The sequence below is a fragment of the Bradyrhizobium sp. Ken64 genome (assembly GCF_055807555.1).
Map to the genome: position 1 here is coordinate 40,024 of NZ_JBVVPA010000012.1, position 15,328 is coordinate 55,351.

The 15,328-nt window shown below is 64.8% G+C and carries 11 protein-coding genes; 1 reads left to right on the plus strand and 10 read right to left on the minus strand.

The genetic code is table 11. The annotated features are described in order from the left end of the window. Positions 1-7: 7 nt before the first annotated feature. Both AC0L2F_RS20305 and AC0L2F_RS20310 read right to left on the minus strand, forming a co-directional pair. Positions 8-1,564 carry a formate dehydrogenase beta subunit gene (locus tag AC0L2F_RS20305; protein ID WP_473249616.1) on the minus strand — a complete coding sequence of 519 codons (1,557 nt, stop codon included), beginning with the start codon at positions 1,562-1,564 and terminating at the stop codon, positions 8-10. Beyond that, positions 1,561-2,037: a formate dehydrogenase subunit gamma gene (locus tag AC0L2F_RS20310; protein ID WP_007608325.1), complete on the minus strand. Its 477-nt coding sequence runs from the start codon at positions 2,035-2,037 to the stop codon at positions 1,561-1,563. Before AC0L2F_RS20310 ends, AC0L2F_RS20305 begins: the two co-directional genes overlap by 4 nt. Before the next feature lie 224 nt (positions 2,038-2,261). Between AC0L2F_RS20310 and AC0L2F_RS20315 the strand changes: the two genes are divergently transcribed. Then, a complete protein-coding gene (locus AC0L2F_RS20315; RefSeq protein ID WP_473249617.1) occupies positions 2,262-3,155 on the plus strand; it encodes a LysR family transcriptional regulator in 894 nt (297 codons plus the stop codon). A gap of 3 nt (positions 3,156-3,158) precedes the next feature. On the opposite strand, the gene AC0L2F_RS20320 is transcribed toward AC0L2F_RS20315, so the two are convergent. From AC0L2F_RS20320 to AC0L2F_RS20355, 8 genes are all read right to left on the minus strand, one after another. Beyond that, positions 3,159-5,489: a PAS domain-containing sensor histidine kinase gene (locus tag AC0L2F_RS20320; protein WP_063993042.1), complete on the minus strand. Its 2,331-nt coding sequence runs from the start codon at positions 5,487-5,489 to the stop codon at positions 3,159-3,161. A gap of 227 nt (positions 5,490-5,716) precedes the next feature. Further along, positions 5,717-7,090 (minus strand): cation-efflux pump, encoded by a 1,374-nt coding sequence (locus AC0L2F_RS20325; protein ID WP_007608330.1) that lies wholly within the window; start codon positions 7,088-7,090, stop codon positions 5,717-5,719. 286 nt (positions 7,091-7,376) lie between these two features. Continuing rightward, positions 7,377-8,345 carry a quinone oxidoreductase family protein gene (locus AC0L2F_RS20330; protein ID WP_473249618.1) on the minus strand — a complete coding sequence of 323 codons (969 nt, stop codon included), beginning with the start codon at positions 8,343-8,345 and terminating at the stop codon, positions 7,377-7,379. Between the two features lie 25 nt (positions 8,346-8,370). After that, a complete protein-coding gene (locus tag AC0L2F_RS20335; RefSeq protein WP_007593350.1) occupies positions 8,371-9,366 on the minus strand; it encodes an NAD(P)H-dependent flavin oxidoreductase in 996 nt (331 codons plus the stop codon). A 989-nt stretch (positions 9,367-10,355) separates the two neighbouring features. Further along, positions 10,356-11,003: a hypothetical protein gene (locus AC0L2F_RS20340; protein ID WP_473249619.1), complete on the minus strand. Its 648-nt coding sequence runs from the start codon at positions 11,001-11,003 to the stop codon at positions 10,356-10,358. 70 nt (positions 11,004-11,073) lie between these two features. Next, positions 11,074-11,274, minus strand: a complete 201-nt coding sequence (locus tag AC0L2F_RS20345; protein WP_007608336.1) for a hypothetical protein — start codon at positions 11,272-11,274, stop codon at positions 11,074-11,076. A 235-nt stretch (positions 11,275-11,509) separates the two neighbouring features. Beyond that, entirely contained in the window at positions 11,510-13,582 is a 2,073-nt protein-coding gene (locus tag AC0L2F_RS20350) for a phospholipase D-like domain-containing protein (RefSeq protein WP_473249620.1), read from the minus strand. A 175-nt stretch (positions 13,583-13,757) separates the two neighbouring features. Further along, positions 13,758-15,164, minus strand: a complete 1,407-nt coding sequence (locus tag AC0L2F_RS20355) for a hypothetical protein (RefSeq protein WP_473249621.1) — start codon at positions 15,162-15,164, stop codon at positions 13,758-13,760. Positions 15,165-15,328 lie beyond the last annotated feature (164 nt).

Consider the following 15,328-nt stretch of genomic DNA (forward strand, 5'->3'; position numbering starts at 1 on the left):
CGTTCTCCTATTCCGCGGCCTGAAGCGTGGTCGGGGCCGGGACGAAATCCTCCCGGAAGTGCTTCAATGCGCTGAGCACGGGGTAGGGCGTGAAGCCGCCGAGCGCGCAGAGCGAGCCGAATTTCATGGTGTTGCAGAGGTCCTCGACGAGTGCGAGGTTTTCGCTCACGCGCTCGCCGTTGATGACCTTCTCGATCGTCTCGACGCCGCGGGTCGAACCGATCCGGCACGGCGTGCACTTGCCGCAGGATTCGATGGCGCAGAATTCCATGGCGAAACGCGCCTGCTTCCGCATGTCGACGCTGTCGTCGAACACGACGATCCCGCCATGGCCGATCAGGCCGTCGCGCGCGGCGAAGGCCTCGTAGTCGAACGGCGTGTCGAACAGCGCGCGCGGGAAGTAGGCGCCCAAGGGACCGCCGACCTGCACCGCGCGGATCGGACGGCCCGTGAACGTGCCGCCGCCGATGTCGTCGACGAGCTCGCCGAGCGTGACGCCAAACGCGGTCTCGAACAGCCCGCCGTGGCGGATGTTGCCGGCGAGCTGGATCGGCATCGTACCGCGCGAGCGACCCATGCCGAAATCGGCGTAGGCCTTGGCGCCTTCGGCCAGGATGAAGGGGATTGCGGCGAACGACAGCACGTTGTTGATGACGGTTGGCTTGCCGAACAGGCCGTGATGCGCGGGCAGTGGCGGCTTTGCGCGCACGAGGCCGCGGCGGCCTTCGAGGCTTTCCAGCAGCGAGGTCTCTTCGCCGCAAACGTAAGCGCCGGCGCCGACGCGGACCTCGAGATCGAAGCTGTAGGTGGAGCCGCCGATGTTCGCGCCGAGATAGTCGTCGCGCTTCGCAGCCTGGATGGCCGCGTTCATCGCCTCGACCGCGTGCGGATATTCGCTGCGGATGTAGATGTAGCCCTTGGTCGCGCCGACGGTAATGCCGGCGGTCGTCATGCCCTCGATGACGAGGAAGGGATCGCCTTCCATGATCATGCGGTCGGCGAAGGTGCCGCTGTCGCCTTCGTCGGCGTTGCAGACGATGAACTTGCGATCCGCTTTCGCCTGCGCGACCGTCTTCCACTTGATGCCGGTCGGGAAGCCGGCGCCGCCGCGGCCGCGCAGGCCGGACGCCGTCACTTCATTGAGGATGGCTTCCGAGCCGAGCGACAGTGCGCGTTCGAGGCCCTTGTAGCCGCCATGGGTGCGGTAGTCGTCGAGCGAGCGCGGGTCGATCACGCCGCAGCGCGCGAAGGTGAGGCGGGTCTGGCGCTTGAGCCAGGGGATCTCGTCCGTGGCCCCGAGCCGCAGCAGATGCTGCGTATTGCTCGCGAGCGCGTCGAGCAGGGAGGGCACATCGGTCTCGGTCACAGGGCCGAACGCGATCCGGCCCTGCGGCGTCGCGACCTCGACCAGCGGCTCGAGCCAGTACAGGCCGCGCGAGCCGGTCCTGACGATCTCGACGGCAATGCCACGCTTGGCTGCAGCCTGCTCCAGTGCCAGCGCGACCTCGTCGGCGCCGACTGCAAGCGCACCCGCATCGCGAGAGACATATAGACGGATGCTCATCGCTGCACCTGCGCAACGAGAGCATCGATGCGCTTTTCGTCTAGCCGGCCGATAAGCCGGCCGTCGAGCATCGCGGACGGCGCTGTTGCGCACAGTCCGAGGCAGTAGATCGGCTCCAGGGTGACGCGGTCATCGGCGGTGGTGTGGCCGAGCGACACGCCGAGCTTCGCCTCCGCACGCGCAGCCAGCGCGTCACCGCCTGCCGCCTGACAGGCCTCCGCGCGGCAGAGTTTCAGCACATGGCGGCCGGCCGGCTTGTGGCGGAAATCATGGTAGAACGTGAACACGCCATGCACTTCGGCGCGGGACAGATTGAGCGCTTGCGCCACCATGGGAATGGCTGCCACCGGCACGTAGCCGAACGCCTCCTGGAGCGCGTGCAGGATGACCAGCGTCGCGCCTTCCTGCTTGCTGTGTTCGGCGATAATCTCGGCCCCGCGCGTTTCGTCCCAAGGCTCGTAAACCGTTGTCATTCTTCGTTCTCGACCAGAGCGTCTGCTGATCGCAAACTATTTGGAATCGTTCGAAGATCAATAAAGCTGTCTCATGCTGCGATTGCGGATTCAGATCGATTTGCGATGGCAATCACTCGATTTGAAATTGCGATTGGAGCCGTCCGCCATGCGGTTTTTGCGTGTTGGAAGGGGGAAGGCCATGCTAGCTTGTATGCCACCACACGATCCGAGGGGATGAACGGTTGCTCGATAAGCTTGAACTGCTGCTGGCGCTGGCGAAGGAGCGGCATTTCGGCCGGGCCGCCGAGGTGTGCGGTGTGACGCAGCCGACAATGTCGACCGGGCTGAAGCAGCTCGAGGAGATCCTCGGCGTCATGCTGGTCCAGCGCGGCTCCCGCTTCCAGGGTTTTACGCCGGAAGGCGAGCGGGCGCTCGATTGGGCGCGGCGGATCGTGGGTGATGCGCGCGCGATGCGTGACGAGATCAACGGGCTGAAGCATCAGCTCTCCGGCGAGATCCGTATTGCCGCGATCCCGACCGTGCTCGGCATGGTCGCCGCGCTGACGACGCCGTTCCGCGCCAGGCATCCCGAGGTGCGTTTCCGCATCCAGTCCACCACCTCATCCGAGGTGCTGGGGCTGCTCGAGAATCTCGAGGTGGATGCAGGGCTGACCTATATCGAGAACGAGCCGATCGGCAAGGTGCGCACCATCCCGCTCTACAGCGAGAGCTATCGTCTGCTCACCGCGCCGGATGGAATGTTCGGCGATCGCGAGACGGTGACCTGGAAGGAGGTAGGGCAGGTGCCGCTGTGCCTGCTGACGCCCGACATGCAGAACCGTCGCATCATCGACCGCGCGTTACGTTCGGTCGGCGCCGAGGCGACGCCGACCCTGACGTCGAATTCGCTGCTCGTGCTGTTCACGCATGTGAAGACGGGGCGCTGGGCCAGCGTGATGCCGGCCAAGCTCGCCGAGACGCTCGGCCTTTCCGATACTGTGCGCTCGATCCCGATCACCGATCCCGATGTCAATTACAGCATCGGCATGGTGATCCCGCAGCGTGATCCGATGACGCCGCTGATCGCGGCGCTGGTCAGTGTCGCGCGGGAAGTCGCGCCGTCGCTGCAATCGTAGCCATCAGGCCGCGGCCGATATTCCGGACGCCGCCTTGATCGCGTCGCGGGGCAGGGTGACGCGCACGACGGTGCCGACCTCCAGCTTGGAGCGCAGCCGCATCGAGCCGCCATGGAGCTGCGCCAGCGAGCGGGCGATCGCCAGCCCCAGTCCCGAGCCGTGATAGGTCTTGGTGAGCTGGCTCTCGACCTGCTCGAACGGGCGGCCGAGCCGCGCCAGCGAATGCGGCGCGATGCCGATGCCGGTGTCGGCGATCATCAGCACGATCCTGTCGTCGAGCTGTCGGCTGCGCACCACGATGCGTCCGCCGTCGGGCGTGAACTTCACGGCGTTGGAGAGCAAATTGACGATGATCTGCTTGGTGGCGCGGCGGTCGGCGACGACGGAGATCGATTTTGCGATGTCGGCGTCGAGCGTCAGGTGCTTGTCCTGTGCCCGGCCGGTGACGACCCGCAGGGATTCCGCCAGCGTCTGCGCCAGGTCGAGCTCTTCCATGTCAAGCTTCATGCGGCCGGCCTCGATCTTGGACATGTCGAGAATATCGTTGATGACTTCGAGCAGATAATGCCCGCTGGTCAGGATGTCGTGGCAGTATTCCTGGTACTTCTCCGAGCCGAGTTCGCCGAACATGCCCGAGCCCATGATCTCGGAGAAGCCGATGATCGCGTTCAGCGGCGTGCGCAGCTCGTGGCTCATATTGGCGAGGAATTTCGACTTGGTCTGGTTGGCTTCCTCGGCGCGGGTCTTCTCGCGCTGGTATTTCTCGGCGAGATCGGCGAGTTCGCCAGCCTGGCGCTCCAGGGCTGCCTGCGAGCGCTTGAGGTCGATGACGGTAGCGCGCAGGCGTAGATCGTTGTCGACCAGCTTCTGCTCGTGCTCCTTGATGCGGGTGATATCGGTGCCGACCGAGACGTAGCCGCCGTCCTTGGTACGGCGCTCGCTGATGTGCAGCCAGCTGCCGTCGTCGAGCTGCGCCTCGAAGGTGCGCGCGCCGGGGCCCTGGCTCGCAGTCTCGTTGTGCCGGGTGCGGACCTCGGGCATGCGGCCGACCTCGAGCACGGTCTCGTAGGAGGTGCCGGGGATGACGGCGCTGTCGGGCAGCTTGTGCAGGCGCTGGAAGTGCGAATTGCAGAGCACCAGGCGGTCGCTCGCGTCCCACAGCACGAAGGCTTCGGGAATGGTCTCGATCGCGTCGCGCAGGCGCAAATCGGCTTCCACGGTCCGCTCGGCGAGGCTCTTCTGCTCGGTGATGTCGACGGCGATCCCGATCAGGTGAACGCTGGAGTCGGTCGCGCCACTGGTCTTTTCGCAGCGGACGCGGAGCCAGATCCAGTGGCCGTCGACATGCTGCATGCGGAAGGTCTGGTCGATGTGGTCGATCTTCTCGGAGATGAGCTGGTCGGCGATCTCGAACAGGTCGATGTCGTCGGACTTCACCAGCGCGTTGACCTCGCCGAAGGTGAGGAGCTCGTTGCGGCCGTCGAGGCCGAGCATCGAAAACATCGACTGTGACCAGAAGATGCGGCCGCGCGACAGGTCCCAGTCCCACAGCCCGCAGCGGCCGCGGTTGAGCGCGGTGTCGATGCGGCCGCGCACGGCGTCGTTGATCAAATCGCCCTCGCGGGCACGGGTGGACTGCCAATGGAAGGCGAAGCCGAGGATCAGGACCACGAAGCCGGTAGTGGCCGACAGCGTCACTGACAGCGCGGCGTCCGAACCCCAGATCGGCTCGTTACGCTCCTGGATCACGGTCACGAAGCCGGGCAGCGACTTGATCTGCCGCGAGGTCGCCATTGCGGCGTTGCCGTTCGGCAGGGTCATGTCGGAGATATTGTCGTCGCGCGGCGGCGCCGCCAGCAGTTGCGCCGTCGTGATTGCGTCGAGCAGGCGGTCGTTGCCCGAGGGATCGCTGTCGATCGGGATGCGGGCGAGGATGCGGCGGTCGAGTCCGGCCGACGTGACGATGACGTGGCGGCCCGAGGCTGTGCCCCAGGATGGAATGAGATCGGGCAGCAGCGCCGGCAGGCTCTCGATGTTCTTCAGCCGCTCCTGTCGCCCGGAGGTGAGGCGGTCGATACGCTCGGCGAGCAGGTCGGCGAGCGCCGAGATGTCGTGTCGGATGACCAGCCGCTTCTGGCGTGTCTGGTCGACGACCTGCACGAACGCGCCGAGGCAGATCGTGATCAGGAACGCGATGATGAGCGTCGGCACGGCACGGCGCAGCGCTGGCTCCGCGATCAGGAGCCGATGATAGGCAGGTTTCGCGATCGATTGCGCCAATCCCTTGATCGAATCGGATTGGACGCACGCGTTCGCGGCGTCTGCACGCGACATGCCTAAAGCCCCCTGGAAACCTGCTTGCAACTTGAGTTCGGAAGCAGCCCCACATCGCTTCCGAATCATGATCGATTTGAATCCAGATTTCGCGGGCTGTCGAGAGTCAACGAATCGTTAACGCGAATTTATTCTTATCCAACGCGCAGTTTGCGCGTCGCGCGTCCGCAAACCTACGTGCGCGGCGAGTCCGAAACGAGAACGTGTGACTCCTCGCACATTCTCTGTCACGCGCGCGGCGGTTCGGCGTGACTAATGACGCGCTTCACGCTCGGGAACGCGCGCCGCAATGCGCGCTCGATCGCGTCGACATGCTCGTGCACCTTGATCACGCTCATCGACGGCTCGGCGCGGCAGTGGAAGTTGACGATCTCGCCGGCATCGGTGTTGCGGACGCGGACATTGTGGATGTCGTGGATCTCGCTGCCGGCGGCATATTCCGTCAGCGCGGCGGCAATGGCCCGCACCCGTTCCGACGCGGCGTCGACCCCGAACGGTAGTTCCGGTTCCAGCGGCTCGATGTGGACGTCGACTTCGACGTCCGCGCCGAACTCTTCCTGGATGTTGCGTTCCAGCGTGTTGGCGACGTCATGGGCGGCGTCGAGCTGCATCCCGGCGTCGACCTCGAGGTCGATGCTGACGATCAGCTTGGCGCCGAGATCGTGCACCGTGACGTGGTGGACGGCGAGGCCCGAATTGTGGGCGATGACCATGATGCGGTCGCGCACGGTCTCGTTGTCGCGCGCCACGGGGACCGCGGTGAAGGTGAGGTCGGCATCGCCGAAGGTCTTCTCGACGGCTGCTTGCGCATTGCGCTTGATGTCCTCGACCCGGTCGATGGGATAAGTCCGGGGCACCTTTGCGATCGTGTCGATAAATGTGGTTGCCCCGACCATGCGCACGCGGAGTCGCTCGACGTCGATCACACCCGGCACGCTGCGGATCGCGGCCGTGGCCGTCTCATGCGCGCCTTCCGGGGCGCGGTCGACCAGCGTCTGCACCGTCGAGCCGGCCATGCGCAGGCCGAGCAGGGCGATCATCACGGCCACCGCGGCGGCGGCAGCCGCGTCGCCCCACCAGAAGCCGAGGCCGGCGAGGATCAGGCCTATGATAACGGCGAACGAGCCCATCACGTCGGAGGCGAAATGCAGCGCGTCGGCGGCGAGCGCCTGGCTCCTGGTCTCCCGCGCGGCACGGTGCAGGGCACGGGCGCGCCAGAGATTGACGACGATGTCGATCACCAGCACCACGAAAGGCACGGCCGAAATAGTCGGCGGCGCGGTTCCCTCCCGCAGCCGGCTGTAGGACTCGACCAGGATGCCGCCGGCGAGCACATAGAGCAGGGCGGTGACGCCCAGCGCCGAGACACTTTCGAGTTTGCCGTGGCCGTAATGATGCTCCTCATCCGCCGGCTTGTCGGACACCCGCACCACCGCCCAGGTGATGATGGTGGCGACGAGGTCGATCGAGGAATGCAGCGCCTCGGAGATCAGCGCCAGCGAGCCGATCGCTATCCCGACCGCGAACTTGGCCGCCGCCATGCCGCCACTGGCGAAGATCGAGATCGCTGCGACCGAGGTCTTGTTGTGTTGGGAGCTCATGGCGGGGATTTAGCAGCCTGTGACTGAACATCAAGCGACGATCCACAGCTGTAGACGCTAGTGAGTTGCAGGAGCGGGGGCCTCCAACTCCGTCATGCCCGGGCTCGCCGTCTTCGCTAAAGCTTCGCCGGCTCAAGACCGAGTGCCCGGCGAAGCCTTGGCGTAGTCGGGTCCCGGGCATCCACGATCTTTCTCAATCGCGGGAACGACGTGGATGGCCGGGTCAAGCCCGGCCATGACGAGCGGAGGGAGTGGGACCTACAGCTCTTGCTCCGCTGCCGCCCCCTCACACCCTCACCACAATCTTCCCGAGGTGCTTGTTCGCCTCCATGTGCTCGAATGCCTTGTCGATATCGTCGAAGGCAAACACCTTGTCGATCGGCAGCTGCAGTTTTCGCGACTCGACCGCGCCCCAAATGTCCTTCTTGACCTCGTCGAAGATCTCCCGGACCTCCGCGATGGTGCGGGTGCGGAAGGTGACGCCGACATAGTCGATGCGGCGCGCCGCGTGCAGGTCGAAGTTGAAATCGGCATGGGTGCCGCCGAGCCGGCCGACATTGACGATGCGACCCTTGACCCTGGTCGCCGCGAGGTTCTGGTTGGCGACTTGGCCCGAGACCTGGTCGACGATGAGGTCGACACCTTCGCCGTTCGTCGCCTTCAGCACCTCGTCGACCCATGTGGGGTCGGAGGAATCGACCGCGAGGTCGGCGCCATACTCCTTCAGCCGGCCGCGGCGGGCGGTATCGGTCGAGGAGCCGATCACGAGTCTCGCGCCCTTGAGCTTCGCAATCTGCATCGCCATCAGGCCGACGCCGGAGCTTGCGCCCTGGATCAGCACGGCCTGCCCGGGCTGCACGCCGCCGATGGTGACGACGGCGTTGTGCATGGTCGCGAGCGCGACGGGCAGGGTGGCGGCTTCCTCGAAGTTCATGTTCGAGGGCGCGCGGAACAGCCGGCCGTGATCGGCCAGCGTGTATTCGGCAAACGCCGCGCCGCCGGAGCCCATGATGCGGTCGCCGACCTTGACGCCCTTGGCATCCGGTCCGAGCTCGGCGACCTCGCCGGCCCATTCCATGCCGAGCACGGTGCCGGCGCCGCCGGCCGCGCCATGGGCGTGGCCCTTGCGCATGCCGGTGTCGGCGCGATTGAGGCCGCAGGCGCGGACGCGGACCAGCACCTGCGTGCCTTCAGGCTTTGGTTGAGCGACGTCGGAAATTGTAGCGCCACCAGGGCCGTAGACATAAGCCTTCATGTATTGCTCTCGCTTCTTGCAGTGATTATTCCGCAGCCTGCGCTGTCGGATGAACGATCATGCCTTCGAGCCGGCTGCGGATGATGGCCTCCGCTTCGCGCACGATGCGGGAGATCAGTTCGGCGCAGGTCGGGATGTCCTGGATCAGGCCCTGGACCTGGCCCGCCGACCAGATGCCTTCGTCCGAGTTGCCGGTCGCGTAGACCATCTTGCCGCGGGCGCCCGCGACGAGCTCGCGGATATCCTCGAACTTGGCGCCTTCCTTCTCCATCGCGACGACCTTGGTCGAGATCTCGTTCCTGGCGACGCGGGAGGTGTTGCGCATGGTGCGGAAGATCAGCTCGGTCTCGCGCTCGTCATTGGCGACGATCTTCTCCTTGATGAGCTGATGAATGGGGCTCTCTTTGGTCGCCATGAAGCGGGTGCCCATGTTGATGCCTTCGGCGCCCAGCGCCAGTGCGGCGACGAGGCCGCGGGCGTCGGCAAAGCCGCCGGAGGCGATCATCGGAATCTTGATCTTGTTGGCGGCGGCCGGGATCAGGATCAGGCCGGGGGTGTCGTCCTCGCCTGGATGGCCGGCGCATTCGAACCCGTCGATCGAGATGGCGTCGACGCCCATGCGCTCGGCCGAGAGCCCGTGACGGACGCTGGTGCATTTGTGCACGACCTTGACGCCGTGCTTCCTGAACTCGTCGACATGCTCCTGCGGCTTGTTGCCGGCGGTTTCGACCACCTTGATGCCGCTCTCGATGATGGCGGCGCGATATTCGGCGTAAGGCGGCGGCTTGATCGCGGGCAGGATGGTGAGGTTGACCCCAAACGGCTTGTCGGTGAGATCGCGGCAGCGGGCGATCTCCTTCCTGAGGTCTTCCGGTGTCGGCTGGGTCAGCGCCGTGATGAAGCCGAGCGCTCCGGCATTGGCGACGGCGGCGACCAGCTCGGCGCGCCCGACCCATTGCATGCCGCCCTGGACGATCGGGTGCTCGACACCGACGAGCTTGGTGAACCGGGTCTGCAGCATGATCTGTTTCCTCCGCCTGTGTGGCGCTCTGTTATCGTTTGATGGCGACAGGATGCCGCCCGGGTCGGGAAAAGTCTATTGGGAGGGCGTGCGGTGGAGGCGGGGCGATCATGCGGGGAGTGGGGGGATTCCGCAGGGTGGACAATTGAGGTGGTAACACCGGGGTGGCGCGTTTTGTGCGCCGCCGCTTCAACACCGTCATTGCGAGCGCAGCGAAGCAATCCAGGCTGTCTCCGTGGAGGGATTCTGGATTGCTTCGCTGCGCTCGCAATAACGGAGGATGAGGAGCTTTCGGAGACCATCAACTTGCATTTCCGTCGCAAGACACACCTTCGCATCCTCGCGGCGCATTCCGCCCGAGCTTTGCCTGGTCGCATCGCCCTCCTCGTGACAAGGGCGCAGGGAAGGCCGGGCGCCGGCTGGCACCCGCAAGTCCGTGCGCCAAAGGAATGCACACGGGGTGGACCACAGGTCAGCCAATCGCCCGGCCTTCCCTGCGCGATGGTTTACGGCTTACTTCGCGCTCTCCTCGGGGAGCGATGCACTATTGCCCCCGTCGCCCCGCAGATGGCTGATGCGCGCGCCCGGTCGGGCAGCAGGCACCACTACAGGACTTGACGCACAGACCCCGGGCGTCAGGACCACACGACTTCGCCGTCCGCGCACGTCCTCGCTGGGCCTTCGAGAGCTGGCGTGTGCTCGCACCCGAAACCATGCGAAGACGCTGTCGGCGCCGTGTCGTAGGCGCGAAAGCCTGTGCTCACGGTTTCCCGCCCTGCAAGGCTCGCCGCGCCCGACGCCGTCGCGTCCATCGCTGCCCAACCCGCGGTTCGTGACGATCGCGATCCGCCCCTTGTCCCGGGTCAGGGTATCGCGTACGTACGACAAATCCGAATTTCGGTAAAGCGGAATATTTTGACGGGCGGGGATTGACAGGCGGGGTGGGAAATTTGTGCGGGTGTTTTGCCCGACGGGCAAGAGGACTTCAGCTACTCCGTCGACAGCCGCACCATCTGGCGGCCGCCGTTCATTTCCTTGAGGCTGTTGACGAAGTTTTCCGGGCGCTGCCAGCGGTAGGGGACCTTCAATCCCATGTACTCCGCGATGTCGCCGATGAAGCCGGTACAATTGGTGGTCTCGGCGTTCCAGACCGGCGAGTTTGCCTGCAATTTCTTGATATAGGCAAACACGCGCTTGGCGTCCGCTTCGTTCAAATAGACGCGGTAGTTCGCGGTCAGATAGTCCGGGTCGAGATCGCCGTAGCTCGCACCGGTCTCCGCCGGCACCCAGGTGAGGTGACCGAGCACATAGGCCCAGGTGTCGCCGGCGGGCGTGAGCCCTGCCACCTCGACGGCGCGCTCGCTGGTCTTGCCGTACCAGACGAAGGCGTGGCCCCAGCTCGCTGCCGTGCGGGCGCGGAAATCGACGTAGTACGGACCTTTCTCCGCGCGCGCGACCGCGCGCCGTGTCGATGGCGTCGGCCGTGATACGGCGTCGGTCGTGGCAAGCGCGTTTGCGTCGGCAACGCGCTTGTTCGCTTCGTGGGCAGAGGCCGAGGGTGTCGTACACGCGAGCATGGCCGCGAGCGCAAATCCCGCAAGGATGCAGGGTCCCGATCGATCAGGTTTGTTCGTCACGCTATGCCCCTCGACTGTCGGCCACTCACGCAGAGTCTACGCTTGCTTCTGCGCGTATTTCGCTAGCGCGTCAGTAGCGCGCCGCGACCGGGCCGGGCGCCTTGCCGATCGGGGCCTTTCCAACCGGGCTCTTGCCAATCGGCATCTTGCCGATCGGCGCCTGCTCCGAATAGACGGGAACGGGCTGGCGGCGCGGCAGATCCGCAGCATTCGCAACCGTCACCAGAGCAAGCGTAGCACCCACGACAAATACAATCTTCTTCACAGTCATACCCCTAGAAGGTTTGGTCCAAACACGGCACCGCCGTGCCCCCAGACACGCCTCACAGAAGGGCGGCCGAATGCGACCACAGTGCGGCATCCGCGAGACATGTTGGCGGCATCTGCCGGGCGCGCGGAGATGTGATGTGTACTGGATGGTCGGCGGTGCGCGATACCAGCGGCGCCGCAGACCTTGCCCGGACGGGTTTCGCTTCGCTTGACCCATCCGGCGACGTCCACACCGCTCAGGAGAATAGCAGCCGATCCTTGATCTTGTACCCGACGGCGAAGTCGTCTTCAAACCACGGCTTTTCGTCTTGGGCCGGTGGCCGCGCCAGATGCAGCTTCTTCCCCTTTTCGTTGGCCTTCTTTACAGCCACCCGGAATGAGTAATGGTCGAACAGGCTGAGCGCCTCGATCATGTAGGACACGGCGATGCGCCGGTCCCTGATGACCAGGAGATTCTCGCCGTTCTGGCGATCGGCGGGTTTGGAGAAATTGTAGGATCCCAGATAGACCCGTGCAGCCGGCTTGTCGAAGTCGATCACGGTGAACTTGTGGTGCATGCGCGTGCCGGTGCCGCCGGTGGGCTCCGACTTGAAGGGCTCCGGCACGTTGTGGGTGAGCTCGGCGGCAAACACTGGCGTGACGTTTCCGTCCGGGTTCTGCACCTCGATGCCGCCAACTTCCTTGTCGGATATGCCGTAGACAAAGATCGTGCTGTCGGCGGTAAGGTCGGCGATGGCGTCGGTCACGGCGCCACCCGTCTGGGCCAGGAAGGCAAGCGAATACAGCACAGACGATGTCGCGCTCTTGAGATCGGCTCCGATCTTGTCGAGCTTGGCGTTGGCAGCGCTGTGCGGCGAGAACGCCACCTTGGCATCGATGCCGGCAAGGCCGAGATCTTGCCAATCGGCGGAGGGCGTTGCGCCGAAGCTCGCGACGGCGTTGTTGCTGGCAAGGTAGCTGTCGAATGCCGCGAAGGCGAGGTCGACCGGCTTCTGACCGGTCACCACCAGAGCATTGTTGGCCTGAACGTAGAAGCCGCGCCAGGACAGGTTGGTCGAGCCGAACACCACTTTCTTCACGTTGGGACCGTTCACCGCGATCGTCTTGTTGTGCTGGAGGTTGCCCATATGCTGGCGCCGCACGTTCGTGCGCCCGGCCGAGGCAACCAGGAGGCTCTCCGCAGCGGTCTCCGCGGAATCGTCATCGCCATGCGGGTCGCTGTCGTCGATGATGATCTTGAGCGATGGGCCGAGCTGCACGAGGCGGTCAAGTATCTCCGGCAGATTGAAGTCGTAGGCAACGATGCGGACCTCGGCATCGTCGGCGATAGCCTGATCGAGGGTTTCCAGGATTGCGGCGCGCGCCTCAAAACCCATCCAGGCCAGCGCGGCCTGCGCATCGGGATGCGTCGGCTTGAAGTTGAGCCCGCCGGCAGCGACGGGCGCCACCAGCGTATTGATCGGGCCGTGCTTCAGATAACGATCGACGAATGCCTGCGAGGAGACGAAGCCGCGGGTGAACGTGACGTTGGCGACGCCAGGATAGGTTTCGCGCGCGAGCTGGATCGCCGCCTGTTGCGCCTCGCCCTTGCTAAGTTTGCCCTGGGCGTCCATCGACATAGGTGTGATGCGGTAGATGAAGTCTCCGACCAGCTCGGCATTACGGGGGAAATGCACCCAGCGGAATTTCTGGATTGGCGATTGCAGGGTCGAAAGCTTCTTGGGGTTGACGTTGCCGGAGGCGTCGAGAAAACCGAGCCGGTTGTTCAGCGCAAAAAACCGCTTGCCGCCGGGCTCCTGGTACTCGATCGCAAAGCCGACGAAATCTTGCGGCGGCTGGCCGGCCTTCCAATTCATTGCGATCAGCGTCTTGCCGTCTCCACGATGCAGCTTCAGCGAGAACGGCGCATTGACGTTGGCGCCAACCACCTGGAAGCCCGACGTCGCGCCCGGTGCCGCGGTTGACGGAGCGGCCGAAGTCACAACGGGCGGCAAGCTCGGGGCCGGCGGTTTGGGCGGTTTCGGTTTGGACGTGCCGGTCTTCTTGCTGGTCTTGGACGAACCAGCCTTGGGTTTCTTGGTCTTGCTTGCCTTCTTGGTCGTCTTTGACTTGTTGCTGGTTTTGGACTTGCCCGTCTTGGACTTGCCCGTCTTGGACTTGCCCGTCTTGGACTTGCTCGCCTTGGACTTGGCCGTCTTGGACCTCGCTGACTTCGACTTGCTGGACTTGGCGGCGGCCTTCCTGACCTTTACTGCCGATTTTGCCTTTCTGGCCTTCGATGTCTTCGCTTTGTGTTTCCTGGCGACCATGGAGTCTTCCTCCGATTATGAATGACGCCGCGTCGCTTTTTGGCGCCGGCGATGGAAATGAGGGCAGAAAAAACGGAAGCCGAAATATTCCCGCCAAGATTGTATCACGAGCCGTGCAACACGGAAATGCCCTCGTGCTCCATTCGTCTCGAAGCACGGGCAAGTGGGGAGCTTCTCACCCGATCCGGTTCAGGCTGTTCCGGATCGTCGAGAAGATGCCGCCGATGTCCTTTCGCAAGCCGTCGAGCGCGTTGAAATTGTCGAAGATGCGGGCGATGCGGTCTTCGACCTCGCGCTTGCTCCTGGTCAGCGCGTCGACGCGCGAGGCGAGGGTGACGTCGCCGCTCGCCTCGATCTCGCCGACGGTTTTGGCGAGGAGATCGCGCGTGGTCCCGACATCCGCGATCAGGGCCTCGATGCCGAACACGGGGGCCTTCAGCGGGACGAGGTCGGCCTGCGACTTCGACAGCTCCGTCTTGAAGGCGTTCAGCGTCGCCAGCGTCTCCTGTAACGCGCCGAGGCGCTGGCGTGACTGGAGAACAAAATCGTTCAGCGCATTCTGGCGGTCGACAAGCGTCTTGCCGTCGGCGTCGGTCTCGACACCGGCGAGCGAACGGTCGAGCTGAGCCTGGCGCTGGCCGAGCTCTTCGAAGTCGAGCCCGATGCCTTTCAGGATGTGGAAGCTGTCGTCGATGCGGGCCAGGCGCTGCTCGATCTCGATCTTGTTCTTCGACAGGGTCTCGACGCGGGCGCCGAGAGGGACTTCGCCGCCGGTTTCGAGCTCGTCGACGCTCTTGGCGAGGCGCTCATGACCGAGGCTCAGCTCGCCGATCAAGGCATTGAGGCCGGCATCCGACGCGCGCAGTGGCACCAGCTCGGCGTGGGACTTCGCTAGATCTTCTTTGTACTGGTTCAGGGTCGCAAAGGTGTTCTGGACCGTGCCGACCCGCGACAGCAGCATCGACACGTCGCGCGCGATATCCTTCAGCCTGTCGGCGAGGTTGTTCTTGCGGTCGTCAGTCTCGAGGTCGTGCAGCGAGCGTTCGAGCTGGTTCTGGCGGTCGCGAATCTCGGTGAAAACCGGCTCGACGGCGCGACGCTGCTCGGCGACCTTGCCGACCATGTCGCGCAGCTCCTGCTGGCGGCGGCGGATTTCGGCGAGCTGGTCGTGCATGTCGGTGGATTCGTTGCGGCCCCGCTGGAGCAGGGCGCGCTGCTCGGTCTCGCCCAGCTTGTCGTGGAGAGCGGAGACGGCCTCCCGGGGATCGCTCTCGATCAGGTGCTGGACGGTGGCGTCGAGGTGGTTCTGCAGGGCGTGGGCGACGACGACGTCCTCGCGGGTCTTCTTGAGGCGGTCGCGCAATGTGTCGAGGCGCCGGTCCTGGCGCGAGAGCCGCCAGGCGGAGGCGCCGATCAGTGCCAGCGCCAGCGCCAGGATCGCGCCGGTCGCAAACCGCTGCGGGACAGGCAGGCCTCCGAACCAGGCGGGCAGGTGGCCGATATCGTAACCGAGCGCCTGTTGGGCGAAGATCGCGACGGCGGTGAGCAGAACCAACCAGGCAACCAGGAAAAACAGCCACATCGTGACTTCCTCACGCCGGCACACATTATCGCCATAATTGCTATTGGAGAGCGGAACCGAGATCAAGGGCGGCGGGGGCTTGCCGGAGAGGTCCGGTCCCACGATCCACGGCTGAATGCGTCAGCCGATCGGTGGAGGGGAAGTGGGTCGCCGGGGTTTTCAAA